Source organism: Shewanella sp. HL-SH2 (genome assembly GCF_051164935.1).
Classification (GTDB): Bacteria; Pseudomonadota; Gammaproteobacteria; order Enterobacterales; family Shewanellaceae; genus Shewanella; species Shewanella glacialimarina.
The window spans coordinates 1,497,362-1,523,839 of the sequence record NZ_CP195035.1 but is presented as its reverse complement, the minus strand read 5'-3'; the positions used below and the strand labels follow the sequence as shown (position 1 = coordinate 1,523,839).

22 protein-coding genes are annotated in these 26,478 nt (G+C 41.0%); 6 read left to right on the top strand and 16 right to left on the bottom strand.

What is annotated here, in order from left to right; genetic code table 11:
* The first annotated feature begins 69 nt into the window (after positions 1-69).
* Positions 70-1,602, top strand: coding sequence for an MFS transporter (locus ACRWP9_RS06575; protein WP_434928451.1), 1,533 nt, complete (start codon positions 70-72; stop codon positions 1,600-1,602).
* Positions 1,603-1,823: 221 nt separating this feature from the next.
* Here ACRWP9_RS06575 and ACRWP9_RS06570 read toward each other — a convergent pair whose 3' ends face one another.
* The 3 genes from ACRWP9_RS06570 to ACRWP9_RS06560 form a co-directional block, all read right to left on the bottom strand.
* Entirely contained in the window at positions 1,824-4,136 is a 2,313-nt protein-coding gene (locus ACRWP9_RS06570) for an OmcA/MtrC family decaheme c-type cytochrome (protein WP_434928450.1), read from the bottom strand.
* A 331-nt stretch (positions 4,137-4,467) separates the two neighbouring features.
* Positions 4,468-5,445, bottom strand: a complete 978-nt coding sequence (locus ACRWP9_RS06565) for a LysR family transcriptional regulator (RefSeq protein WP_434928449.1) — start codon at positions 5,443-5,445, stop codon at positions 4,468-4,470.
* A gap of 96 nt (positions 5,446-5,541) precedes the next feature.
* Positions 5,542-6,249, bottom strand: a complete 708-nt coding sequence (locus tag ACRWP9_RS06560; RefSeq protein WP_434928448.1) for a 16S rRNA pseudouridine(516) synthase — start codon at positions 6,247-6,249, stop codon at positions 5,542-5,544.
* A 77-nt stretch (positions 6,250-6,326) separates the two neighbouring features.
* Here ACRWP9_RS06560 and glnD point away from each other — a divergent pair, with 77 nt between their 5' ends.
* The 3 genes from glnD to ACRWP9_RS06545 all read left to right on the top strand — a co-directional run bounded on the left by glnD (position 6,327) and on the right by ACRWP9_RS06545 (position 10,075).
* A complete protein-coding gene (gene glnD / locus ACRWP9_RS06555; protein WP_434928447.1) occupies positions 6,327-8,975 on the top strand; it encodes a [protein-PII] uridylyltransferase in 2,649 nt (882 codons plus the stop codon).
* A 172-nt stretch (positions 8,976-9,147) separates the two neighbouring features.
* Positions 9,148-9,648, top strand: a complete 501-nt coding sequence (locus ACRWP9_RS06550; RefSeq protein WP_226410859.1) for a YcxB family protein — start codon at positions 9,148-9,150, stop codon at positions 9,646-9,648.
* Between the two features lie 103 nt (positions 9,649-9,751).
* Positions 9,752-10,075, top strand: coding sequence for a hypothetical protein (locus ACRWP9_RS06545; protein WP_434928446.1), 324 nt, complete (start codon positions 9,752-9,754; stop codon positions 10,073-10,075).
* Between the two features lie 96 nt (positions 10,076-10,171).
* Here ACRWP9_RS06545 and ACRWP9_RS06540 read toward each other — a convergent pair whose 3' ends face one another.
* The 13 genes from ACRWP9_RS06540 to ACRWP9_RS06480 all read right to left on the bottom strand — a co-directional run bounded on the left by ACRWP9_RS06540 (position 10,172) and on the right by ACRWP9_RS06480 (position 23,029).
* On the bottom strand, positions 10,172-10,981 hold the full coding sequence (locus ACRWP9_RS06540; protein WP_434928445.1) for a CsgG/HfaB family protein: 810 nt from the start codon (positions 10,979-10,981) through the stop codon (positions 10,172-10,174).
* A gap of 4 nt (positions 10,982-10,985) precedes the next feature.
* Positions 10,986-11,375, bottom strand: coding sequence for a curli assembly protein CsgF (locus tag ACRWP9_RS06535; protein WP_226416009.1), 390 nt, complete (start codon positions 11,373-11,375; stop codon positions 10,986-10,988).
* 20 nt (positions 11,376-11,395) lie between these two features.
* Entirely contained in the window at positions 11,396-11,758 is a 363-nt protein-coding gene (locus ACRWP9_RS06530) for a curli production assembly/transport protein CsgE (protein WP_226410861.1), read from the bottom strand.
* Between the two features lie 335 nt (positions 11,759-12,093).
* Positions 12,094-12,477: an MAPEG family protein gene (locus ACRWP9_RS06525; protein ID WP_434928444.1), complete on the bottom strand. Its 384-nt coding sequence runs from the start codon at positions 12,475-12,477 to the stop codon at positions 12,094-12,096.
* A gap of 657 nt (positions 12,478-13,134) precedes the next feature.
* Positions 13,135-13,848: a hypothetical protein gene (locus ACRWP9_RS06520; protein ID WP_434928443.1), complete on the bottom strand. Its 714-nt coding sequence runs from the start codon at positions 13,846-13,848 to the stop codon at positions 13,135-13,137.
* 663 nt (positions 13,849-14,511) lie between these two features.
* The gene (locus tag ACRWP9_RS06515) at positions 14,512-15,855 is read right to left on the bottom strand and encodes a sensor histidine kinase (RefSeq protein WP_434928946.1); all 1,344 of its coding nucleotides are present in this window, start codon (positions 15,853-15,855) and stop codon (positions 14,512-14,514) included.
* 2 nt (positions 15,856-15,857) lie between these two features.
* Complete coding sequence (locus ACRWP9_RS06510) at positions 15,858-17,261, bottom strand: sigma-54-dependent transcriptional regulator (protein ID WP_434928442.1); 1,404 nt, start codon at positions 17,259-17,261, stop codon at positions 15,858-15,860.
* Between the two features lie 162 nt (positions 17,262-17,423).
* Positions 17,424-18,632 carry an FtsX-like permease family protein gene (locus tag ACRWP9_RS06505; RefSeq protein ID WP_434928441.1) on the bottom strand — a complete coding sequence of 403 codons (1,209 nt, stop codon included), beginning with the start codon at positions 18,630-18,632 and terminating at the stop codon, positions 17,424-17,426.
* 29 nt (positions 18,633-18,661) lie between these two features.
* Complete coding sequence (locus ACRWP9_RS06500) at positions 18,662-19,975, bottom strand: ABC transporter permease (RefSeq protein WP_434928440.1); 1,314 nt, start codon at positions 19,973-19,975, stop codon at positions 18,662-18,664.
* Positions 19,976-19,993: 18 nt separating this feature from the next.
* A complete protein-coding gene (locus ACRWP9_RS06495; RefSeq protein ID WP_226416011.1) occupies positions 19,994-20,692 on the bottom strand; it encodes an ABC transporter ATP-binding protein in 699 nt (232 codons plus the stop codon).
* A 126-nt stretch (positions 20,693-20,818) separates the two neighbouring features.
* Positions 20,819-21,040 (bottom strand): hypothetical protein, encoded by a 222-nt coding sequence (locus tag ACRWP9_RS06490; RefSeq protein ID WP_434928439.1) that lies wholly within the window; start codon positions 21,038-21,040, stop codon positions 20,819-20,821.
* Between the two features lie 36 nt (positions 21,041-21,076).
* A complete protein-coding gene (locus ACRWP9_RS06485; protein ID WP_434928438.1) occupies positions 21,077-22,336 on the bottom strand; it encodes an efflux RND transporter periplasmic adaptor subunit in 1,260 nt (419 codons plus the stop codon).
* 471 nt (positions 22,337-22,807) lie between these two features.
* The gene (locus ACRWP9_RS06480; protein ID WP_226410870.1) at positions 22,808-23,029 is read right to left on the bottom strand and encodes a penicillin-binding protein; all 222 of its coding nucleotides are present in this window, start codon (positions 23,027-23,029) and stop codon (positions 22,808-22,810) included.
* Between the two features lie 684 nt (positions 23,030-23,713).
* On the opposite strand from ACRWP9_RS06480, the gene ACRWP9_RS06475 reads away from it, so the two are divergent.
* On the top strand, positions 23,714-24,013 hold the full coding sequence (locus ACRWP9_RS06475) for a hypothetical protein (protein WP_434928437.1): 300 nt from the start codon (positions 23,714-23,716) through the stop codon (positions 24,011-24,013).
* Positions 24,010-25,623 (top strand): PepSY-associated TM helix domain-containing protein, encoded by a 1,614-nt coding sequence (locus ACRWP9_RS06470; RefSeq protein WP_434928436.1) that lies wholly within the window; start codon positions 24,010-24,012, stop codon positions 25,621-25,623. The genes ACRWP9_RS06475 and ACRWP9_RS06470 overlap by 4 nt, the downstream gene beginning before the upstream one ends.
* Positions 25,624-26,478 lie beyond the last annotated feature (855 nt).

Sequence of the window (26,478 nt, the reverse complement as noted above, 5' to 3'; positions counted from 1 at the left end):
CCAGAACTTAGGTAGAGTGTCTGTCGTTAACAATCTAACGGTGTAAAACATAAAATAAAAGGGTGACTTATGAGCACTAATTCACACTCAGGCAATGACCTAAGTGAAGTAAAACAATTGGGAATGTGGGCTTCTATCACTAGCCTTGGCTATATTTTCTGGCTTGTGGGCGGCATGGAACTTGTCGAACGCATTGCCTATTATGGCGTCAAAGCCAGTGCTGGCTTATATGCTAAATCGCCGGTTTCTGAAGGTGGTTTAGGGATAGACCTTCACGACTACGGGATCATTCTTGCGGTTTGGGCAATGCTACAAACGTTTATACCTGTGATCACTGGCGGGATTTCAGATCGCGTCGGCTATAAAGAAACTATTTTTGCCTCAACAATTATCAAAATCATGGGCTACCTCACCATGGCATTGTTCCCTGATTTTTGGGGCTTTATGTTTGGTGCAATGTTATTAGCCGCCGGTACAGGGGTATTCAAACCCGGTATTCAAGGCACCTTAGTGTTGTCGACCAAACGAGAAAATACCTCTATGGCCTGGGGCATATTTTACCAAGTGGTTAATATTGGTGGCTTCCTTGGACCATTAGTTGCTGTGCACATGCGTCAATTATCTTGGGACAACGTGTTCTATGCCTGTGCGGCAATTATCTCATTAAACTTTTTATTCTTATTAGCCTATAAAGAGCCTGGCAAAGAGGAGCGAATCGAACGAGCACGTAAAGTAAAGTCTGGTGAAATCCATCAAGAAGCACTGTGGAAAGATGCGCTACATGAGCTTAAAAAACCAGTGGTAATATACTATATGCTCGTGTTTGCCGGTTTCTGGTTTTTATATAATTCATTATTTGATGTATTACCTATCCATATTGCCGAATGGGTTGATACCAGCATTATTGTCACCTCACTGTTTGGCCCAGAAGGCACTAGTAACGGTATTCTACAGTTCTGGTTAGGCTTAAATAATGAAGGCACCAAGGTGATGCCCGAAGGTATGCTGAACTTAAATGCAGGCATGATTATGACTACCTGCTTTTTAGTCGCCGCTTTTACCGCTAAGTACCGTATCACCACAGCAATGCTGGTGGGCTGTATTCTCAGTATCCTAGCAATCATGTTGGTAGGTGTATTTAACGCTGCATGGATGATTGTACTGGCAATTGTGATGTTTTCTTTTGGCGAAATGATGATTAGCCCAAAGAAAAATGAGTTTATGGGTAACATTGCCCCAGAAGGTAAAAAAGCCATGTACTTAGGCTTTGTGATGCTACCGCAAGGGATTGGTTGGACATTAGAAGGCTATTTTGCCCCTAAGCTTTATCAAATCTACGCGTCAAAGGAAATTATCTCACGAAATGAGTTAATAACTAGAGGCATGAGTCAAACAGATGTAGATGCAATTCCACAAGGTGAAGCATTCATGCGCTTAGTTGATTTTACCGGCATAGAAGCCCAACCGCTTACGCACATGTTATATGAGGCGAATAACATAGGTATGGCTTGGTATATTATCGGTGCAATTGGCATTATCTCTGCCGTAGGTATTTTTATTTATGGTAAGTGGTTGCTAAAAATGCAGCATAATCAAGCATAAAAATGTTAAATAGGTAATTTGGGTGGAATCATAAGTCCATCAAAAGAATAACCTCATAACACGGTAAATAATAAAGGGAGATGCTAAATGCATCTCCCTTTAGGTTTCTTGAAGTATTCAGTCGCTATTTAGATAGCATGGCAATGATAAAGTCTGATCTCATTACCGACTTATTCACTTCTAAGATTATTTAATAAACCATATTAACTTTATGTTGTGAATTAATGTGCACCTCCCATATGGACCTTATCGATACCATAAGTTTTGCCTTCTGCATGACAAGTTGCACACGACTCCACAGGTAAGTTAGCTGTTGTGGCAGGACGACCTTCCACATATGCTCCATTACTTTCAAAGTGAGCTAAAGCAGAACTTTTGATGTGACAAGAGCGGCAAGATTCAGCAACCGGAGAAACAAATTGCGTTCCTGCTGAATTCACAGCAATTGCACGTTTACCTGACGTTAAACCACCATCAGCGGCAAATATGCTGACATCTTCTTTGTGACATGCTGAACATTGTGTAGCAACTGCAGGGTAACCTTCAGTTTCCATATCCGCATTCAAATGAATTGCTGGGAAACCACGATTGTCATCCCATAGACCACTATGGAAGCGATGTGAAACAGTCATTAAGTCACGGTTGCTATAAGTTAGTCCTTCAACTAAAGCAAAAACGGGAACACCATCAGCATCAACTGCATCCGTTTTGTACTCAACAGTGCCATGGTATGAACCACCCCAAGTATTGTTGTGACAACCCATACATTGGTCAAAACGCTCGTTACCATAGTGTTTTGCAATACCTAACGATGTATGACAAGAGCTGCATTTTGCTTCGTCAGCACTCACCATAGAAGGAACGCTTTGACGAGCAATATTGGCACCTGAACCGTCTGCATTAGCTAAGTTCCAATATGCAGTGTCCATTGTCACGGCAACATACTCAACCGCGAATTGTTCTTCTCCTACTGTATTTTTACACTTAATTAGCTTCGCTTTCTCATCAGCACAAACTGAAAAACGAGGTGTAATGGCAATACTCTTACCAGCCACGTTAAAGTTAGCCACTTTAGTGACAACAAGCTTGCCACCAGCAGAAACAACACCGTTTAGATTTAGAGATGTACCCACGAAATAAGTGCCATCGGCGTCAACTGTACCTGTTTTGATTTCGTCATAATTGGCATAAGGACCAAAATCGAAGCCATCGGCAATAGGTTGACCATCGATAGTTACATCAAGAGTAATACTCATTTGATCTTGCATAACACCGCTAACATCAACAGCATCTTCTGCATAAGTAATATTACTAACCGCAAACACAATAGAGTCAGTCGCCATTGCACGCACGCCAACATTATGAGCTTCACTTGGGCTTAAGCTACCTGCGCCATGACAACCAGAACATACTGCATCACTTGCTGGCACAATACCCCTATGGTTTACACCAGTGGTTAAGTCTACGTTCACGTGACACGATAAACATGCTTCAGCATAAATATTTTCATTCCACTGCTGACCATTATCATGACAAGCGGTACATTCATTGAGTTCAGATGGAAAACCGATTTCACCAAACATCTCTTTGGCTTCACCAGTCAGAGAGTCTGCAATATGGTGACCTGCATGGATAGTGTGGATCATAGCATTGAAGTTTGCATTGAAGCCTTTTTCAGGATCGTCCTGCCCACCCGCATACGCTGGATTATGACAAGCTACGCAATTTTCAACTTTTTGGTAATTATGATGAGCACCAATATTGGCTATACGCATATCGGTATCAGCATAGCCATCCATTGGGCTGTGACACTTAATACAGGCAGCATTTGATACCGCATCTTTGGATGAAACAGCTAGCTCACCAGTTGCAGGAATGAAGTCTAGTGGGGTCGATAATATTTTATCTGATACAGCAGCCCCATCAGACATGGTCACATCGTAAGCGCGAATAAACACACGAACTAAATCGCCCGCATCGCCACTTGCTAGTACCACAGGCGCATTGCCATCATGCGCCCAAGAACCCGTATAAGTACCAGGATTAGCTGGGTCCTCAACTAATGTACAAGCATCGACTAAAGCGCCTCCTCGTGCTGCGGCTGTACCCGTTAAGGTACAATACATGCTACTACCAAAATCATTGGCAAGTGCATGGTTGGTCCATAGCATTGGCGCACCTGTATCAGTAGTATTAGCTGATTGACTCATCACATATAAGGCGACTTTATCAAGCCCCGAATATGGAACGTCCGCTCCACCCACTCCTTTACCTGTTACAGTAAATTTAACATTAAATGGATCAGCACCTACTACGACAATATCTGTAGGAGCCAGTGTTAAGTTAAAGTCATAGGCATTGTCAACTGTTGTAACGACCGAACCCGCTGGTGTACCCGGTGTTCCAGGGGTTCCAGGTGTGCCCGGAGTACCCGGTTCTCCTGCAGCACCATCACTGCCGTCAGAGCCACAACCTGTTACACCCAATGCAGCAATAAACGCCGCAGCAAGTAATGTTCGATTATAATTTTTCATCTTAAATCCCCCGATTTAATGAAATATGCTTTTTTGCATACTTAAACTATAAAAAAAAACCTTACTTTATGCGTGGTATATATACTGGAGATGTGAACAAAAGTTAAAATTTCGTTAAATGAAATTTACAATTTCGTATTTGGGGATTTCAATAATAATAATTCACTATTACTGAATATGTAATTCACTGATAAGAATTGTTCACAACAACTTCACACATATAACTCAAAAAAAGGCATATTTAAATATTTAGATTATAAAACAGCTACATACAACTTATTAAAGTTAAATAATCACTCTTGGTTAAATACAAACAACAGCGTTTTAACTATCAAACAGTCACAAACAAGTTTTTAATGAGAGTAATTATTATTTGCTTAGATTCTTCTGAATAGCGACGATATGGGTTATCGCGCTCAAAAAAACTATAAATAGGTAAGCTCATTACTTTTCTTAGTTTAGTAAACTCGCTCATTGGCAATGGTTTAGCACTGATTTGAGGTATATTGTTGGCGATCACCCCTTCCGGTTTAGTTGCCAACGAAACACTCCCCATGGTCATCAAATGCCAATACCAATCATCAAGATCGCAGACATGATCAATACTGGCAAGATAATGACCTTTTTCTTGGCAATATAATTCCAGTGGATCAATTCGATGGTTAAAACCATGACACTTCAGATACATATAATCAAACTCAGCAATGTCTTCCAGTGTTAACGGGTCAGGACAAAGCCAAATAGGGTGCTCACTTTTGGCAACAACATGTAAGCTATCTATTTTAACAATAGGAGTAAGGTTGAGCGAATGCTGCCCTTGGTCATCAAAACCAATGCCGAAATCTATCTCACCATTATGAATTTTCTCTTCTGTATCACTTTGCCATACATGTAAGCGCAAGGGACCAAAATGATTAAAGAATTTAGGTGAGCTTAATGACATTGCTAAACTACTGATAATATTGCTGGAAACTGCCACGTTCAGTAATGGTTTAGCTGGGTTACGATTAGTTTGTTGGGCTACAGTTTCAATTTGCTCTATGGTATCGCTGAGCTGACAAATCGGCTGATAAAGCTGTTCTGCTAAGGGGGTGGGCTTTAAACCTTGCTGACGACGGTAGAACAGCTCATCGTCAAAAGTCTTACGTAATAATGTCAAACAACGGCTTACTTTAGGTGCGGAAACACCTAACTCCTTTGCCGCCAGATTAGCATAACCTGTCTCATAAATGGTTTTAAATACCAGCAGACAAAAAATGTCTAATTCACTCACCTTTTTAATAGCTTGAATGGTCACAAAATTACTCAATTAAAAGTTCATTTAAGTAAACTAGCATGTAACTAAAATGAAAAAATTGATCAAACTCGCGAAATGAACAAGCAGATTTAATCGGAAATAAAAAAGTTAGTTCACTAAGCTAACCTCATCCGCTGATAACGCCCGAAACTCACCGGGTTGAAGTGTATTATCTAACTCAATAAGCCCTATAGACTCTCGATGAAGTGCGACAACGGGATTGTTAAATCGACCAAACATACGCTTAATTTGGTGATATTTACCTTCTTTTAGCTCAACAATGGCTTGGTAGCGAGAGACTATAATTAACGTTGCCGCTTGCGTAGTGATACCTTCATACTCAAACCACATGCCGCCAGCAAAAGCCTCAACATAAGTGTCATCAATTGGGTTAGCCAGGGTGACTAGATATCGCTTAGTCACTTTATTATCGGGTGACATCAACGCTTGTGACCATTTAGCATCATTGGTGATCAATAATAGCCCAGTTGAATTTAAATCTAACCGCCCAGCAATATGCAGCAAGTCTTTATCGACACCCTCGAGTAAATCTAACGCAGTTTGATGCTGTTCATCCACCGTTGCACTGACCACACCTTGGGGTTTGTATAGCATCCAATAAGCTCGCTGCCTTTGCTGTAATATTTCACCTTGGCACTCAATCAAACTGAACTCATCGATTTGCGTGTCAGGAGTAATCACTATATCGCCATTAAGCAAAAGTTGCTGGTTAGCAATCAAACTTCGCACTGATTTTTTAGGGATTTGTAGCTGTTTAGCGATAAAGGTATCGATTCTGCCGCGCTTTGAGGCCATAACCTAGACTATTTCAAAGTTGAGTTAACCCGCATAATACCTTACTCTATCAGTGGGGAAAACAAACAAGGAGTAACATGATTGCGCAACCTGCTAGTACAGAATTACACTCAGGAATGAGTATTAGCGAGCTTAAGCACGCTATTTCATCATTAGACAAATTTTTAGCAGACAATATCTTACATTGTTCAATTAATGAAACGCTCACTAGCCGCGCGAATTTTTTTGATAATTTGCTTAGCTTACTCTGGTGTGATCATCAATTAGACCCTAACACTATTTCTTTAAATGCAGTTGGAGGCTATGGCCGCCAGACATTACACCCCTTTTCTGATATCGACATTTGCATCATTCACGACAAGCCACTTAATCAACAAGATTCAGCCAAAATAAGTGCATTTCTTACCCAACTATGGGATTTGAATTTAGATTTAGGCCACGGTGTACGCACCTTACAAGACACCTATCAAGCCTGTAGGGACGATGTCACTATTGCCACCAGCTTATTAGAAATTCGTCATATCACTGGCAGTAAACAACACGAGCATCAGGTACTTACCGCATTATATGGTGATGAGTTATGGCGTAGCGACACCTTTTTTGAAGCTAAATTAACCGAACAACAACAGCGCCACGCCAAAGCACAGGGCACGGCTTACAGTATTGAACCCAATTTAAAAACCAGTCCTGGTGGCATGCGTGATTTACAAACCTTGACCTGGGTAGCGCGTAAGCATTTTGGGGTTGGCGATATGCTGACATTAAGAAGACGCGGATTTTTTACCAATGATGAATATGCCGAATTACTAGAGTGTCAAAACTTTTTATTCAGAATACGCTTTGCATTACATCAAGCTGCTGGGCGTTCTGAAAACCGTTTATTACTTCAATATCAAGCAGAAGTCGCCAAACTAATGGGATTTGGTGAGGGCAGTCCTTTAGGCGAAGGTGGCAATATTGCCATTGAAAAAATGATGCGCCAAATTTTTAGAGCCATGAAACGCATTCGCGAATTAAATCAGTTATTGATGGCTTATTTTGCCCGTGAAATATCACCTAATACACAGTCGCACGTGATTCCAATTAACAACAAATTTGAAATTGTTGATCAGCACATTCACGTGCGTGATGAAGACGTGTTTATTGACCGCACCCAAATCATGGCATTATTTTTATTGATAGCGACCCATAACGACCAAATTATTGGGATCAGCCCTGAAACCTTAAGACTACTTCGTCAAGTACGCCGTCGTTTAATGGGCGACTTACAAGACTTTCAAGTGTGCCGTGAAACCTTCAAAAAAATATTTAATCACCCTGAAGGTATGGGGCTGGCCATCACCTTAATGCATCAGCACGGTATTTTAGCGTCATACCTACCCCAATGGCGTGAAGTAGTTGGGCAAACGCAGTTTGATTTATTCCATGCTTATACGGTTGATGAGCATACCCATAAACTGCTAAAAAACATCTATCGCTATGGTGTTGATCGTCAAAATGGCACTATCGATAATGATCGCAAACTTGCGGCTGATATTTATCAAAAAATGCCCAATAAATCATCACTACTGTTTGCAGCATTATTCCATGATTTAGCCAAAGGACGTGGCGGTGATCACAGCATATTAGGTGCGGTAGATGCCAGCTTATTTGCCAAGTTTCATGGTTTAAAGCTGTCCCACGAGCGCTTAATATGCTGGCTAGTTAAACATCATTTGTTAATGTCTATAACCTCACAACGTATGGATATTCACGACCCAGATGTGATTAACCGGTTTGCTAAAGAAGTCGGCAGCCAAACACGCTTAGATGCATTGTATTGCTTAACCATTGCCGATATTCAAGCCACTAATGACGACCTGTGGAATAACTGGAAAGCTGCGCTGTTAAAAGAGCTGTATTTTGCTACCCGAAAAGCACTGCATAATGGCTTTGAAAATGTGCAACAATTACGCGCTATTGTGCGCGACCATAAACAAGATGCAACCCAAATACTGCAAGCTGACGGGGTTGATGTAGACACCATTAAAGCGTTATGGAAACGTTTACCGCTATCATTTTTCAGTCATGCCGAATCCGATGATATTGCGCGCTACAGCAAAGCATTAATCAAACATCAGTTACAGCCAGAATACGACAGCCAATTTGAAACCTTAATCTTAATCGACAATGTGACGGTCAAAGGTTGCAGCGACGTGTTTGTCTACAGCAAAGATAGACCGGGATTATTTGTTAAGCTATTTAATGCCTTAGCGACATTAAAAATCTCTGTTAAACAGGCGCAAATATCGAAAACTAAAGACGGTTATGTGGTCGAATCCTTTAAAGTGTTAGATTTTGATGATATGCCCATTTTTAGTGAATCACGTCGAGCACAAGTACTTAAAAAGCTTTATAACGTACTTGACCATGACGCTAAGCTGCCTAAAATACGCCAACCTCGCACCCACAAAAGTTTTGAAAACCAACTCAGTATTGAGTTTTTATACTCACGCCAATCGACCCGCACAGTACTGAATGTATCAGCGCTAGATACCAGTGAGTTTATGGAACAAATCTCTAGTGCATTTAGAAAACAAGAACTGACTATTCACAGTGCAAATATCAGCACTGTAGGAGAGCGGGCTGATAACGTGTTCCTATTGTCCAACGCCCAGGGTCAACAACTTGATAAAGCAGAGTGTCAGAAACTAACAGAGCTGCTTAATCAAACAGTCGGAGATTAACCGTTATTTACGCCTAAAATTAGCGATAGTCATTTTTCCGATAATCATATTCCCGATAACCATATTGCCGTTAATAATAGCGGTTATCGGTAATTTCATTTTGCATTAATACCAACCCCGTAAAGTTATGCGATAATCATCCCGTCCAAATTTAATAGAGCTAACACAATATATGACTCAGCCAGCAACCTTTAGCCACGAATTTACCCTCGATAAACGCTATTTTGCCGAAACCTATGATGCATCGGTCGATCCCTCAATTAAGGCAAAGGACTTTATTAAAACAGCTATTTTCGCGCTGATTGGACTAGGGATTTTGTTGTCCACCAATTTGGGCGATAACGAACTTGCCAATAAAAACATCTATTACTTAGGATATTTTTTCATAGGTCTAAGTGTGGTTGAAGCGTTAAGTATCAAGTTCAAACGCACTTGGTGGTTATGGCGTCAAATGATGAGTAAGGCCGCCAATAACAATGCCACGTTAACCTTAAATGAAGAAGGCATACACACACAGTCAGCCTATGTTAACCAAACAATCTTATGGACCGAGGTTTATCGTATAGCCGAAACAGACAGCGGATTTTTAATCACCTTAGCCAAGGCCAAAAGCTACTTAAGCAAGCAAGGCTTACCAGACCATGCATTGGCGTTTTTACGCAGTAAAATATAACCACAAAATATTTATCCCAGGAATGTTTGAACTATAGTCATACCGGTCAACTTGGATTATGATTTATCCATAACGATAAAGTGCTATCTCAATAGGACATAATATGAAGTACCCTGCAATCACCTTGATGTTTTCTGGTTTGATGTTTGTCACCAATGCAGCAATCGCCTTACCACAGCCTTTGGCAAAAGATATTGCTTCTTTAAAAGCCGCTTGTGCTGAAATAGCCCAAGAAGACTTGTTACCTGATAACGAAATCGCGCCATTTCTTCTAGATTGTGTCAACGATCAACTTAACGAACGTGGTTATGAGCGAGTAGAACATCTTGAAGGTGTTTCCCAAAATGTTGATAGCCTTGAAGGAGATTCCCCTGTTGAGAAATCATTAGTAGAAGTATTAACTGAAGACGAAAATACACAGCAATAATAGCTAAACAAAAAACACCTACGTCCTGTAGGTGTTTTTATTAACAGTTAACTCATTTTTAGCATCGATTAACTCGCCTCAATTAACTCGCTTCAATTAACTCGCTTCAATGCTAGCAGCATTGGTATCTGCGTCTTCAACTGCTTGCCAATATCCTTGATTTATTCCTTTGGCAATCATTTCAGCTACGGCTAACTCAATCGCTTGTAATACACAAAACTGTACTGGCTCATTGGTAGTAAACCCGATCTCAGCCTCTGCTAATCGGTTTAAGCTGGTATAGCGAAACAATCCAGCACGCATCTCCTGTGACAGCACACGTTTAGTGGTCGACACCGACATCATTACTTTACCGCTGTGTACATCAACCGCACGTAAATAAATGGTCACCTGGTCTTCACGGTACATCTCTGAGGCGCCAATGCCATAATATTCAACGCCTGCACCGCCAGTGCTGGTATTGGTTTCATAACTGATAATCCCACCTTCTAACAATAAACGTGCATTAGATAAGCTCGGCATATCATCGCCTTTAGCGCCTTGCTTATTACTAATTTTGCGCTCAGTTAATAAATTTTGTAAGCCTTCGCGCTCAACCGGAGTAAACCATTTAGAATCTAATAAAGTTTGTATCAACATTGATGTCGCCCCTTGGGTGACGGCGGTTGAAAAAGAACTCACATTAGCTTGGGGTTTATATTGTCCGGTTTGATCCCTAAATGAATAAACCGCTACAGGAATAGGAAACTTAGGGCCTGATTGAGCTTGAAGCGCTAACATGGTTTCACTGATAGGGTTAACTTGTGCTTCAGTTAAATTAAGATCCGGTTTAGGCACTAAACTACAGCCAGAGACTGCACCTAAAAACAGCACACTATTCAAAGATAGAGAGAATAATTTTTTCATCAAATTATACTCCATATGTCGGCATTTCAATCACAGTCACTTCACCTGAAAGTAAATTGGTAATCGTTAACATGACACCATTTCCGGTTGAAACCACTTCAACTCTAAAATCTCCGGTGTCATAGATACCATCAGTAATTTCACCATCAGCCACACCGCGGGTAATGGTGTTAATAATATTTCGCTCTAACGACTCTTTAAAGCGCGTAACAAAATCTTTATCACTAGATGGTGATTGATTATCATTTTGTGAGTTCGCCTTGTTGAGTAAAAAAGAGCCATTTAATGGCGAACCACCAAAACTTGGGTTAACTGGGGTATAAACTAATTCTGTGGCTGTAACATTACCCACTAACAATGCGCTAAAACTTACCGTCAACAACCGCTTAAACATCCTGTTTCTCATTTTTTATCCTAAAGTCCGTTTGATGGATCTGCTATTTCATTGGTAAGCGCGCTGGCTCTTACCTGAGCGATATAATCAATAGTGATTAATAACGCCTGCTCAGCGCGTTCTTTAATCGGTGCTGCGCGTCGGCCAAAGTGAGTTCGATATATTTGTGTGCCGTTGACCTCTAATGTCAGCAAGGTACCGGCTTGAGGGTATACAGTCTCATAAAGCGTCACATTAAAGCCTTGGGTAAAGGGAAGGTCACGCCAATAACCAGAATAATAAAAACCGAAATCTTTACCAAAGCGAGTTAAGGTACGATCAATCACTAAACCACTGATTTCAATATCTGACTCTTCGGCTGCAACGGGCATAACGAATAACATCGACACATAAAGCAATAAACAGCTAAAGTTCCACTTCGTTATGAGTAAATATAGGGAGTGACAACAGCGTGTCATTAATGGGTAATCCTTCACCTAATGTATGAAGTATTACATTAACAATATCGACCACGCATCGTCATCCTTAGATTGATAAAAACGGGGTAAATTAGCTCATATGTCTAAGTAATAAAAAGCAAATTAGTTCTTTTGGCTAGGTCTAATAGATTAAAATGCAATAAAAAAGCAGCTGAGTAGCTGCTTTTAAAAGTGCGATTATCGTTCCCAAACACTCTGTTTAATATGCTCCCTCAAGGCCCCCGCTTAGAGCATTCAGTTTAAAACACTTGAACAAAAATCCCGATTGATGCACCAATGGCAACAAACCAGGATAATGACCGTAAAGTGCCATAATTTAATAAATACAATGCATGATAAACCACTCGAGCAACCACATGCACTATGGCTAAAATGGCCACAACATCGGTAACGTTATTAGTCACTATTGCGGTTAAAACCGCTATACCAAATACAAGTAATGATTCAAATGCATTTTGGTGCCCTGCTATCGCTCTTGCGCCGAAGCCAGTCAGTTTAGCTTGCTGCGCCCTTGGATGGGCATTGTCATATCCGCCCAATTTAGACATCGCCATGGCTACTGGCACTTTCGCTAAATAAGGTAACATCATCGCGATAAATAAACATATGAGTAAAATAGTCATCTCTTTCCCTTTAAGTTTGTTGTTATTTTATTAAAAAATGCACTGTTAAATTGCCAGTAACAACACTGTTTTTAATGTGTATTATCAAAAAGATTTTAACAGTAGCACAACAGCCATTAACCACAACCTTATTCAAAAACACTTTGTAAGATCCCCTGCTCTAGAACGCTCTTAATCCGTACCTAGCTGAAGTCGCTATATAAATAGCACAATAGTTTTTATAAATTATCCGAGGACGAATGTCATTTTTTGATAATAAGGTTTGATCACTTTCAAACTCATTTTTGGACAAAAGCGGGTTGCAAGATTTGTTTTTCTAAAAGTTTGCCCTAACCAGACTAAATTTTAAAACTCAGTTAAATTTTCATTGGCGTCAAAGATTACCTACAAGCGCAGATGATCCAGCGAGACGCCGCAAGCACATCCATGTGGGCTTAACCAAAACATCCTTGTTTTGGATACTCGCTGGCTCATCTACACCCGCATTATTATCTCTTCGATTTAGCTTTATTGATGGCTGTGGTAACTCAAGAGCTAACTCGGAACTGGACATAAATATGCTATGTAAGTTCTAAAATAGTGGCAAGTTTTCATTGGCCACTACAGAAAGACCATTTAATAATGCTGATGGTATATCTCTATTATGACGAATTAATTCTATGGAAATTCTCTCCAAACAAAATCCATGGCATCTTCAGGCTTTACACCAGAGGAGACGTAATTGAGAAAATGACGACACCTAGACAAGTCAGTCATTTTTTCTTCTTGAAGCTCCCCCCAACTCACTTCATCTTTTTTAACTAGTTGCTCTAAATAGTTATTCAAATTACTCTTTTCAAAACTTGCCCAAACAGACTTGGCGATTTCTGGAAGATTTTTTTCATATTTTGCGCAAATATTTGTTACTGGCTCACCGACTGTAGAGTCATTGCTTTTACCCGTAGTATTCCACTTTGGCTGAACTGCCTCGATGATAATCTGCTCTATTTCCTTGTTTATATTTATCTTTCGACCATCACTTAATTCGGCATAAGGTTCAACTGACAGCCAAATGGAAATTTTCCTCCTTTCCACTAACGCAGATTTTATAGTGTCGTCATGCTTGCCATGCCAAATATATTTACCTTTTTTGAGCCCCCAGCGATCTTTAAACACTCCTGTATACTGACCAACATAAACTGGTTTAACTTCATCATCTAAATAAACCAGATAGCAAGATTGCTCAGCGTTAGCGACTTCAGGGTACAATAAATCCAATGCAACGTCCCATTCTATCTTCCTTCCCTCATAAGTCACTTTCCAAGGTACTTGTGACAAAAATGCATTAGCCACATGTAAAAATTTGAATCCCTCAACTGTTTTGTATTGCATGAACTTTCCTTTTGTCATAACGCCCGTATTTGAAGCTGGTTTGGAGCACAGCTGAAAACCAGTCCGGCGCGTGTTAAAACCTTCGGTCAATTTTGCCTCCAGAGATTGAAGCACGGCTATTGTACGACAATAATATAGTTTGATAAAAAATTAAGGGTGTCATGAACGGTAATGACGTAATAGTTTGATAAATTATCAGATGACAAATTTCATTTTTTGATAATAAAGTTTGATCACTTTGGGGGCAAAACCAAGTCAGTGTTTTAGAAAAACCTTATTCTACTCAATCTTTAAAACCTGCAGGTTGAGAAAATACAGGAAAGATTCATCATGGTAGTTTGCGAGCCGACCATCCGACGCAGGGATGGGTCGGTTGAGCTACAAGGACGTACTTGCTGCGTGTCGGTGAGTGAATGCCATGCTGAACCTATATAGATAAACTTCACGATACATTCTTTACTATGAGCGAAGCCTCATATTCATAGTGGTCGTAGGCCATATTTCTAATCAAAATTTAGGGCAAAACGTTTTACAGCTTCAACTATCTTGGAAAATATTGCTCTAAATTATCAAACGATATTATCAATAATCAGACATTAGTATTTTTAAAACTCTGATATCAACGCACAGTTAACAGCATCGTTAGAGCTGACAAATCAAATATTAACTCTGATGTACAGGTAACCAAACCTTGACACTTAAACCGCCTTCTACGCGGTTTTGCATGCTAATTCGGCCACCGTGGGCTTCAATAATCTCGCGGCACAAGGGCAAACCAATGCCTGTGCCAGACTGCTTAGTTGAGTAAAACGGCAACAATGCTTGCGATAATACCTCGCTAGACATGCCACTCCCTTCATCTTCCACTTTTATTAATAAACCCACTACGGGGTGGGTTATCTGTTCAAAAATCAGCGCGACGCTTTCTGCACTTGAACCAGACTCATGGGCATTTTTCAGTAAGTTAATCAGCACTTGTTCTAACTGAACCGCATCAAGTTTAATTGGCGTTTGCGGTAAAGACGACAACACCTTGAATGGGTATTGCTGTGCTAACTGCAGAGTCATTTTAGGCCAATCAATCAGCTGTTTCTGTGGCAGCGGCAGCTTTGCAAACTCGGCATAATGGGAAATAAACTGACTTAAATGCGTGGTGCGATTCTCGATAGTATCAAAAATCAATTGCAGCTTACTATTGTCTAAATGTTGGGTTAAAAACTTACCTGAGTTGACCATAGAGGCGATTGGAGCCACTGAGTTATTCAGCTCGTGACTGATAATGCGTATCACCTTTTTCCACACAGCCACTTCTTGGCGATTGAGCTCTTTGGTCAGTTGTTTTAGTAAAATTAAATGATGCTGTTGATTGTTTTGGGTAAAGCGACCTCGGGAAATATGCCAAGTTTCAACATCACCATCCGTGCCCATATCATCAGCATCTTCAACCGAGTTGCCACCCATCGAAAACAGCCCTTCTTGCTCGCTGTTTAATGCGGCTTTAAGCGCATCAGGCAACATCGTTATCAGTTCAGATAACAGCATGCCTTCTACTTTTACACCGTGATTAAATAAGTGTCTGGCGGCGCCATTAGCATAAATAACCCGTTGATTATCATCAATCAATAACATCACATTGGGTGAGTTTTGAATCACCTTATCGAGCATTAACTCGCGCTGATAAATAAATTGTCGCTCGCTGCGCAGCTTTGCTGATGCTTGATTATATAAGCTCACTAGCGCATCTAATTGTGGTTCGCCATAGGGATGCAGCGACACACTAAAATCATTATCTTTGAAGTTAAGTAAACCAATTTCAAGTGCTTGCAGGCTGTCACTCAATCTGCGGGTAAGCCACATGCTGCAAAAATAACACACCGCCAGCATGACAATAATGGCCAACCATAAGGTGTCATCACCCAATGTAAGCCACACTAAAGCGCCAGACACCGCCCCCAAAAGGCAGCTCAACAGGTTACTGAACAGCAATTTAGTGCGCAGTGATAACATCATTATTTAGTCACCCTAAGACCGTATTTTTCCATACGACGATAAAGGGCTTGTCGGCTTAGACCAAAGGATTTAGCGACTCTGGCGATTACACCATTATGTTGGGTTAAGGCCTCTTCTATCTGTTGTTTGTCGGGTTCGAAAATCGACTGAGTATCATCAGTATCTTGCTTACGGTTATTAAGATGATCTTCCACCACCAAGTCATGCTGAGCAGCCACGCCGGTATTAGTTACTGCCATTAAGCCAAAATCATCAATCGTAAGCTGTGCCGATTTCGCCAGTAACGCCGCCCGTTTACAGGCGTTTTCTAATTCGCGCACATTACCCGACCAACTGTGTGTAAGTAACGCCTGTTGGGTCGACTTATCAAGGCTAAAATTCGCACCTATAAAGTGTTTTACTAGCGGTAAAATATCATCTTGACGCTGATTGAGTGGCGGCACATTCAGCTCAATCACATTTAAGCGGTAAAACAAATCTTCACGAAACCGCCCATGGGCAATATCGTCGGCTAAATCCGCGTTGGTTGCGCTAATCACTCGCACATTCACTTTGCGGGTTTGATGGCTACCTAAACGTTCAAACTCACCGGTTTGCAACACGCGCAATAGTTTCACTTGGCCAGATAATGGCAAATTACCAATTTCATCTAAAAATAATGTGCCACCATCGGCCGCTTCAAAACGGCCGATACGGGTTTTATTTGCGCCGGTAAAAGCACCCGCTTCGGCGCCGAACAATTCGGCTTCGAGTAAGTCCATTGGTAAAGCGCCAATATTGACCTTAATAAAAGGTTTGTCTTTTAATGGCGAGTTGGCCTGTAAAATATCGGCTATTTTGTCTTTGCCCGCACCATTGGGACCAGTGATCATGACCGACACATCGGAGCGCGCAACTTGCAGTGCCAAGTCAACACAGCGCTGCATCGCACCACTGCCAAACACTAAACCACATAAATTAGCACCATTAATGGCCGACATACGTTCACTGTCTATCCGAGTTAATTGACTGTTTTGCTGAGACAAACGATAAATAGATAATAGATTGCTAATGCTGTTGAGCAGCTTAGCGTCATCCCAAGGTTTACCCATGTAATCGGCGGCGCCTGCTTTGACTAACTCGACAGCGGTTTCTAATTGAGTCCAAGCTGTCATTAAAATAATCGGTAAATTAGGCTGCAATTGACGCAATGCGTAAAACAGTTGTTTACCCTCTTCGCCCGAGGTGGTGTCACGGCTAAAGTTCATGTCTTGAATAACCAAGCTGATTTCTTTGTTGGTAACAATCTCAACTGCCGTTTCAGGTGAATGGCAAAAAATAGCCTGATAGCCATGCAGTTCAATCATTAACGCAAGAGCTTGGCAAATAGCATGGTTGTCATCAACAATTAAAATATTATCCATTAAAGTTTCTTTGAGTCCAATTAGGTTGCAGCTATACAAAAACATGTTTACACAAAGTCTGTTTATACAATCAACATTTAAAGCAAAAGGCAATAAACAATAACATGACAGAAGACCTCACTGTCACGCTATTGTTAAGCACAAGCACCGCAGTTGAATAAACTACACGCTGCGCGTTGCCATGGCAGGTGAAATATTAGCGGCTTTGGCTGCCGGCACTATTACCGCAAAGGTCGTCACAACCAGTAAACCAATCACAGAGATAATAGGATAAATCACTGGCACCATAGGCAAGCTATAAAGTGACATTAATTGCTGTCCAAGCACTAATGCTAACATACCGCCGATAACGCCACCGACAATACATATCAAATAGTTTTCGACCATAAAGTATTGAATGATGTCACGTTTATTAGCCCCTAGCGCACGACGCGTACCTATTTGTTTGGTGCGACGTTGAATGTTAAACATTACCATCCCGGTTAATCCCAGTGCTGTAATTAATAGCAATAACACCACCATAATACTCAACACTGTCGCCATTAAACGGTGGTTGCTATAGGATCTATCACGCAGTTCAGCCACTGTTTGAAAATTATCCAATACCCGATTTGGATTTTCTGCATGAAATGCTTTGCGAATAGTCTCTTCTAAGCCTTTGGTGTGCTCGGGTAAGGCTCGCACCATATAGGATTTATTACTGCCATAACCACCAAAGTCGATGTTTTGAATAACACTGTATTCAAAGTTTTCATGGTCAACCCAAGCTCCTTGCAGTTTTTCTACCACGCCAATAATCGTTACAGCTTGATCACCTTGATACACGGTTTTACCTAATGGCGATTCATCCCCCCAAAAAGCTTTAGCTAAAGGCTGCGACACCATTGCCAACATACCACTATCACCAATATTGGTATTAATTTCATCTGCGGTAAAATTACGCCCTGCAATTAACTTAGCTCCCATCACGTTGAGTAAGTGCTCGTTACCCAAATAAAAGGCAAAACCTGGGGTGCTTTTAGCCGTGTCTTCGTTTGGGCTGTCGGTATAGCGATCCATCCAACCACTATCACTTAACGGCAGCATATTACTTGAACTGGCATCAATCACACTGGGCAGCGAGCGTAAAATTTGTTGATCCACTTGGTTTTGCTTAGCATTGTCGATAGCTGGGTCGAAGTTATATACACTAAAAGTAAGAATTTGATCTTCAGCATAACCCGAATCTCGCTGCATTAACGACAAACGCTCGTTAATAATAAAGCTGGCGTTAGCCACAATAGCGACAGACAAAATAATCTGTAGTAACAGTAAAACAGGCGCACTTTTACTGCGCATTAAACTGGATAAAATCGGTTTTATATGTAACATGGCGACGTCCTTTTTAACCTTTACTGGAGTTATTGGGCTTTTAAATACACGCTAGGTTTAGTGCGACACACCACCCACGCAGGGTATACACCCGCTAATACCGCGGTAGAAATCGCAATAAGCGGGGTGATAAACCACATACTGGCATCAAGCCCTATCAAGCTTTGATCAACCTCGAAATAAGCATGCAACGCAGTTAATGAGCCCCATGCCCATAACAGACCAATCACCCCACCAATAAAGCCAATCATGCCGACTTCAACCATGTATTGACTGAAAATCTGTCTGCGGCTGGCACCAATAGCCCGTCTAACACCCACTTCTGGGGCACGCTTTAAAAACTTGGTCAGCAACAGCCCAAGAATATTCACCAAGCACACACTTAAAAACATCAAGCTTAATCCGACTAAAATTTTGGTGTCTTTATGTACTACATTATTGTCTTCGAGCCATTTAGCCACGTCGCTAATTTGCACCAATTCTGGGATTGTTTTAGCGGTATCTGTAAATCGACCTATAGCGCGCTGCTGCTCAACATAACGGGTTAGCCATTCTTGATAACTTTGCTTTTGTTCCACAGTGTTAAGTTCGGTCCAAAATTGAATCCATATTTTTTCTGACACTAATCTATCGTTATATGTCAGCATGGGTTCAGTTCTCCAACCATTGGTATTACCCCACACCTCAAACTCTTCTTGCGGCGTTAATGAAAATGGAATGAAGATTTCTTCAGCGTCACTAAACGCGCCGTTGAGTGGGTCATAATATTTGGGCTGTGGATTCCAGTCTTCAATTACCCCAACAATTTGATAAGGTTTGCGGTTTAAAAATACGGTTTTACCGACACTGTTTTTACCTTCAAAAAAGCGTAAGTTCAGTTTTTGACTAATTACAACTTGGTAAGCTGGGCGTAAATCAACGCTGACATCCCAGTAGCTGCCATATAGAAATGGCACTGAAAAAATCTTAAAAAAGTCCCTATCGGTCACCCGCACACTATTTAATACCGGCTCGATTTTGGGGTTGTCCGACTGCAGTGCTAAGCCGGTACGAAACGTCGCTGCTTTCAATTCAAGCTCTACATTATTGCGTAAGTTCATCGCATCCATATAGGTAATGTTAGAGCTAAACTCATCCCAGGTATCTAAGCCTTGGCTCCACAGCTGAACCGAGTTAATCATCTCGCTGCGTTCGCCTGCCGGGTTATAAGACATGGTTTTATAAACGTTTAAAGTAGTAATGGTAATACCAATACCAATTGAAATCGCTAATACCATTAACATCGATAACATCGGTGTTTTTCGAATACTTCGCCACGCTAAATCACAATAGTAAAAAAACATAATGCTCTCCTTATGCGATTAACGCGTGCCCGTAGCAGCTTGTTGGTACATCGAAAAGTCACACACTTGACCATCAACAATTTGAATATTGCGCTGGGCACGACGGGCAAGTTCTGGGTCGTGGGTGACCATAATAATGGTGGTGCCTTGTTGATTGATATTTTCAAGTAGTTCCATCACTTGACGCGCCATTAAGCTGTCTAGGTTACCTGTTGGCTCATCGGCGAGTAAAAACCTTGGCTCGCCTGCTAAGGCACGTGCTATCGCTACCCTTTGCTGCTGCCCGCCAGACAACTGGGTCGGTAAATGCTTCATCCGTGCACCTAAACCGACTTGTTCTAATGCTGATTCAACTCGGCGCTTACGCTCACTCGCTTTCATACCGCGATAACGCAGCGGTACTTCGACGTTTTCGGCCAAGTTAAGATCAGGGATAAGGTTGAATCCCTGAAAGATAAAACCAATTTTTTCATTGCGTACTTTGGCGCTATTGTTGTCACTTAAATTCGACACATTAACGCCATCAAGGCTGAACTCGCCAGAGGTAAAACCTTCAAGTAAACCAGCAATATTCAAAAAGGTGGTTTTACCTGAACCAGAGGGACCGGTTACCGCCACAAATTCGCCCTCTTGCACTTCAAGGTTAAAGTCACGCAGGGCATGGGTTTCAACTAAATCGGTTTTAAATACTTTACTGATATTTTTCATGGATAACATACTGGCTTTCCTTAGTTTAATCGGTTGTAACACCTCAGTATTGATGGCGCTTAAGAGCAATACTCTTGATATAAATGCGGTTAATTCAAATTCTGTCGACATCTATTCTGCTGACGTAAAAAAGACTTAAAGCAGCAATTTAATTTGGGCAAGTGAGCTGATAGCAATATCGATACTGACCGTGTGACTATCACCTAAGAGTTGAGTCGATAAATGGCTGCCCATATCAATTAAGTGCAAACTCACCGATAACCAGTCAGTATGATTATCAATTCGATAAATCACTGCCACGACCAAAAGAAATAAAGCGGCTAGTTCAATAAGCTGTTTGCGTTGTATGACTGACATGGGATCCCCTTACTCGTTAAATTTTTAGTAATTAGCTTATCTGATCTGAATTTTAGGCTGATTTTTAAAGCTTTCAGTGCCTGATATCACCCACACCTCACCTTCTTCACCACCGTCAAGCACTTCAACCTGGCTCATACTGCGCACACCAAGTTTGACTGTTTTTTGCTGCGCAATAGACTCGCTCACTTGGTAGGCCACTTCACCGCCAAGGTTAAGAAAGTCACCACGTTTGACCATCAGCACATTGGGTCTATTTTCTAATAATACTCGGGCTGACAAACGCTGATTTTGACGTAAAGACAAGGTATTACTGTTAGCAAAGCGCACTCTGGCAGTGACTTCACGGTTACGTACTTCAGGTGATATTGACGACAACTGCCCCACCACATTGACGCTGCCAAAACTCAACTCAACATCCATACCTAGCCCAAGCTCATCGGCATAAGATTCCGGCACGGCCAGTTCGGCTTCAAAGGCGGTTAAATCGACTACGGTTAATATTGGCTGGCTAGCTGCAATACGCGCTTTTTGCTCCACCAGCCAATTACCGATAATGCCGCTAACAGGGGCGATGATATTGAGGGCATTTGCCTGGCGAGTTAACTCACTGACAACGAGAGCCTGGCGCTCTACCTCAAGGGTGCGATTTTTAATTTCGAAGGTCAGTGTGTCGCGCATTAAATCGACTTCTTGCTGAGCGTGTTTGTGTAGCAATTTGGCTTTGTGTAAATCATCTTTGCTTTTTTCAAAATCGATTTTGCTGATTAAACTCGATTCAATTAATTGATCACCACGACGGCTTTCACGATCCGCGGCCTCTAAATCTACCTTGGCCATGTCTAAAATCTGGCTAACGCGTAATTGCTCACGACGAGCATCTAATTTGGCACGCTCTAAACTGCCCTGCATACCTTCAAGTAATGACTGCTGTTGTTGCAGTTCACTTTGTAAACGTGGGCTGTCAATCTTAGCCACTACTTGCCCAAGTTCCACTTCATCGCCAGGCTGACTTAATAGCGTCACCACACCTTCTTCAGTGCTGTATAAAATCGGCGCGTTAGCAGCCACAATTTTCCCTGTAGTGGCAATATCGCGCACCAAGGTGCCACGGATAAGGGTTGCTAAACGTAAATCGGCACCATCAACTGATCGCACTGAACTGTCTTGGCCTAAACTCGCCCACACTAATGCACTCATCAATATTGCACCGCCACCTATTATCAAAGGCAAACGCAGTTTACGACCTAACTTAGGTGTTATAACCGTATCTTGGCTGCTGGTATCTTTAATCATCTTGGTTCCTCGGTCGGTGCGAACAACACACCTTTCACATATATACCAAGACAAAGCACAAGCTATGCCAATTATTATTTATTGTTAATTTTCAAAATAATAGCCATTTAAAAAGATAACAGGACAGTCTAAAAGTGTCCGCGGACAGGGTTGATAACTGTCCGGTTATTAAGGAAGTGTCCGAACGGACACTTATACTTCATAAAACATAAGGATTATTAAGGCGAAATGATGTCGATCCGATAAGATTCTGAGTTTCTGATGGCTGATGGCTGAATACCGATAAATAACTTTTAACTCACTTCTCAATAAAATGAGTTAATAATTACACTCTAAATATTAACCATAAAACAGGGGCATCATCTGGTATACAGGTTACTTGATAGAAAATGGTGCGCAGCCATGTGGCTTAAATTGAACAAGCTGAATACTGCCAATAATCGTGGTATGACAACAATCAACATCACTTAATCAATAGGATGAATTAGGTGTGCTTTCAGGATTTATATCACCATAAACTTCTTCAGGATCAACATCATTTATCAGTAAAGTCTCCCTTACTGTTTCAATGTGATCTAATATTTTTTGATAATCATCACCATATTCATATTTAGTGACTTCAATTGACTTTGGCATATAGGTAAAAGCAATTTTCAATGCATTTAACGCTGACGGGTTCATTTTTTCGCTCATGTAAAACTCCTTATCGAATTGTTTATATTAAAAACCTCAAACCTTTAAATTACTTATCAATAATTTAGCAACTAGCCCTGCCACTAAATTGGCTTACATATTTACACCCTGTTAGCTTTAAAATGGCTAGTAAGACTCGCTTATTTGCAGTTGGCTAGACACTAACTGACTTTACACAGAGGTTCAAATAAAACCACTGTTTTTATTGGTAATATTGCTAAATTAATGGGAGTTCATCACAAGCAGATTTGTGCAATTAATCCTCAATGATGATAAAGAATGCCCCTTAGGTGGCTTAACTTCGCGCATACACATAGAACCACAGACACCAATCACACACCACAACAAATCTAATTGCGAATGATTTGCATTTATATTAATATCGAAATATATAAAATGATGAAATGGAAATTCTTAGGTGTTACTTATTCAAATCCTTGTTATCGCGCTAAGCATATCCGGCGTGACGCTTTGCTATATTTCTAGTAAACATCAGCGATTACTGAAACATAACTTACCAATGACATACGCTATTTGCGGAGTTGGCGCTTTGTTTGTGTCACTTTATGGCTGGTTGCAAATATTAAGCCCCACAGCGGCATTTTTTACCTGGTGTTTTACCATCATCACCCTAATGATTAGCCTCCCCTTCTTAACACTTTTATCCCCAAAGGGGCGCCACTGATGACACGCTTAACTATTGAAAATCGTATTCAGCCACACTGGTGGTCAAAGACCATTATCGCCATAGTGCTGGGGTTATTACTGAGCTACGGCATTATCGCTATTTTTGCTTGGTTTGGGCCTGGCGGCATTGATGCGCCGATGAAAGTGCAACTTAATATGTGGTTAATCAGTTTGATTTTGTTACCTATTTTGGCACTTATTTATCTTTTTAAATCCGCACGCAGCGCATTTTTCAACATGCTGTTTATTAACCTTATCGTCTATTTCATATTGGCGAGCTTATGGTGGTTACAATGAAAATTCGCTCAGACATATTGCGAACTTACCAATCAATTCATACCTGGACAGGCATTACAACTGGACTAGTGCTGTTTATTGCCTTTTATGCCGGGTCATTAACGCTGTTCAAACCCCAAATAACCCAGTGGGCTAGCCCCAGCTCAGCCTACTTAAATCATACGCCAGCAATTGAGTTAGACAATTTAATTACGCAGGCTATGGAAGAATTTCCTGAGGTAAGTGAAGGATTTATTGTTAACCTTGAACAGGATGCATCGTCACTATCTTGGTATGAAAAAGGTGGCGGTAGAGGCCTTAGACTGGACGATGAACTTAAACATGCTGCTTTTGATCAAAATAATAATCTAGTCACTCAGGTAAGTGATCAAAATAAACTCGGGGCGTTAATTGACAAGCTCCATCGCACCGCAGGAATTCCAGGTACATTAGGCCATGAAGATATTGGGGTGCTAATACTAGGCGTTGCCGCTGGCTTGTATTTTATTGCGCTAATTTCTGGGGTTATTATCCTATTGCCGACACTGGTAAAGTACTTATTAGCGCTTCGAACCCATAAGGGCAATAAACGTTTTTGGCTTGATAGTCACAACGTCGTCGGTGTGCTGAGTTTACCTTTTCATATCATCATTGCTTGGACAGCATTTGTGTTTGCCTTTCATGACCCATTCTATGGTGGGTTAACTGTGGTATATGGCGAAAAGCCTTTATTTGCACAGCAAGAAAAAAGTGAAATAACTTATCCTATTAGTGAGTTACATTCCATTGAAACCTATATTAATAAAGCTAACGCAATTGCACCAGAACACCAGGTTAGCCGCTTAGAATTCAGCAAACTATCTTCAACATCGCCTACTTTAGCAATACAGTTGGCATCATCTGGCAGAATACAGCGTGGAGCATATTCCGATGTGCTGTATCTTCACCCTTATACTCTAGAGCAAGGTTATACCTCAATCAGCCAGCCAGAAGATGGGATATTCGGCCCTATGGTCAATAGTTTTGTGTCATTGCATTTTGGTAATTATGCGGGCAATTATGGACGCTGGATGTATTTTGTATTGGGATTAATGGGCGCATTCTTATTTTACAGTGGCAACTTACTTTGGCTTGAAAAACGCAGGCAAAAACAAGCAATTCAATCACGTTCGATTCGCATAATGTCATCATTAACGATTGGAATTTGTGTTGGCTCAATGTTAGGAGTCGCTATTACAATGCTAGCAAGTAAATGGTTGTATTTATTATCGTTGCCAATTAACCATTATTACTTAGGCTGTTACTACAGTATCTTTTTTATTGCGCTTGGATACAGCTTTTATCGCGGGGCTGCGCTAGCTGCCATTCACTTACTGTATGTGTTGGCCGCAGCTTGTCTGTTGATTCCGCTAACATCGATTTTGTTTTCAAGCTTATCAACAGCTGCATTAGCATTTGATGGTAATACCGCTATTGTTGACGTCATCGCTTTCATATTCGCGATAGTCTTTTTCAGCGCAGCTAAAAAAGCTAAATACAGGGCTTATCATGGTGAGCCAGACAGTATTTGGGCGATTACCACAACCACTTCAAATAATGCGATTGCGCCAGTACCCCAGTCAGCTAATTAATGTGGTTTAAAATCAAACGGATTAGCTTAGTGCTAAAGCTAAGCTAACCCTAAGCCAAAGCTAGTGTATTTATAATATCGTTTGATAATTATTGGCGTTTTTTGTGGAGAAACGAGTTAGGGCTAACACATTTATGCATCAGTGTTAGATTAGGTGTATGGCCTGCGGCCACTACACTATGAACAAGGAGCTTCACTCGTTGTAAAGAAAGTATCGTGAAGTTTATCTATATAGCTCCAGCATGGCATTTACTCGCCAACACGCAGCATTCTTTCGAAATAAAAAAGTCCCTGTAGCTCAGCCGACCCATCCATGGGTCGGATGGTCGGCTCGCAAACTACCATGATGAATCTTTCCTGTAGTTTCTCAACTTGCAGGTTTTAAAGATTGAGTAAAATAAGGTTATTTTAAAACACTGACTTGGTTTTGCCCCAAGGTTTGTTTGGAATATGGCCTACGGCCACTATGAACATGAAACTTCGCTCATAGTAAAGAATGTATCGTGAAGTTTATCTTTATAGTTTCAGTATGGCATTTACTCACCGACACGCAGCATTCTTTCGAAATAAAAAAGTCCTTGTAGCTCAGACGACCCATCCCTGGGTCGGATGGTCGGCTCGCAAATCACCATAATGAACCTTTCGAGTATTGACTTAATCGGCAAGTTTAAAAGAGTGAGTACATAAGATTATTTCAAAAACACTAACTCACTTTTGCCCCCAAAACGAGTTTCAGGCGACATGTCGCATAGATAAGTAACAAGCTAATTGAACTACTTTTATTAATCGATAGATGAGAATGACGGATTACTTTAGATTAATCATCAATATCAATGATCATGGTTCTCTTTTTTAA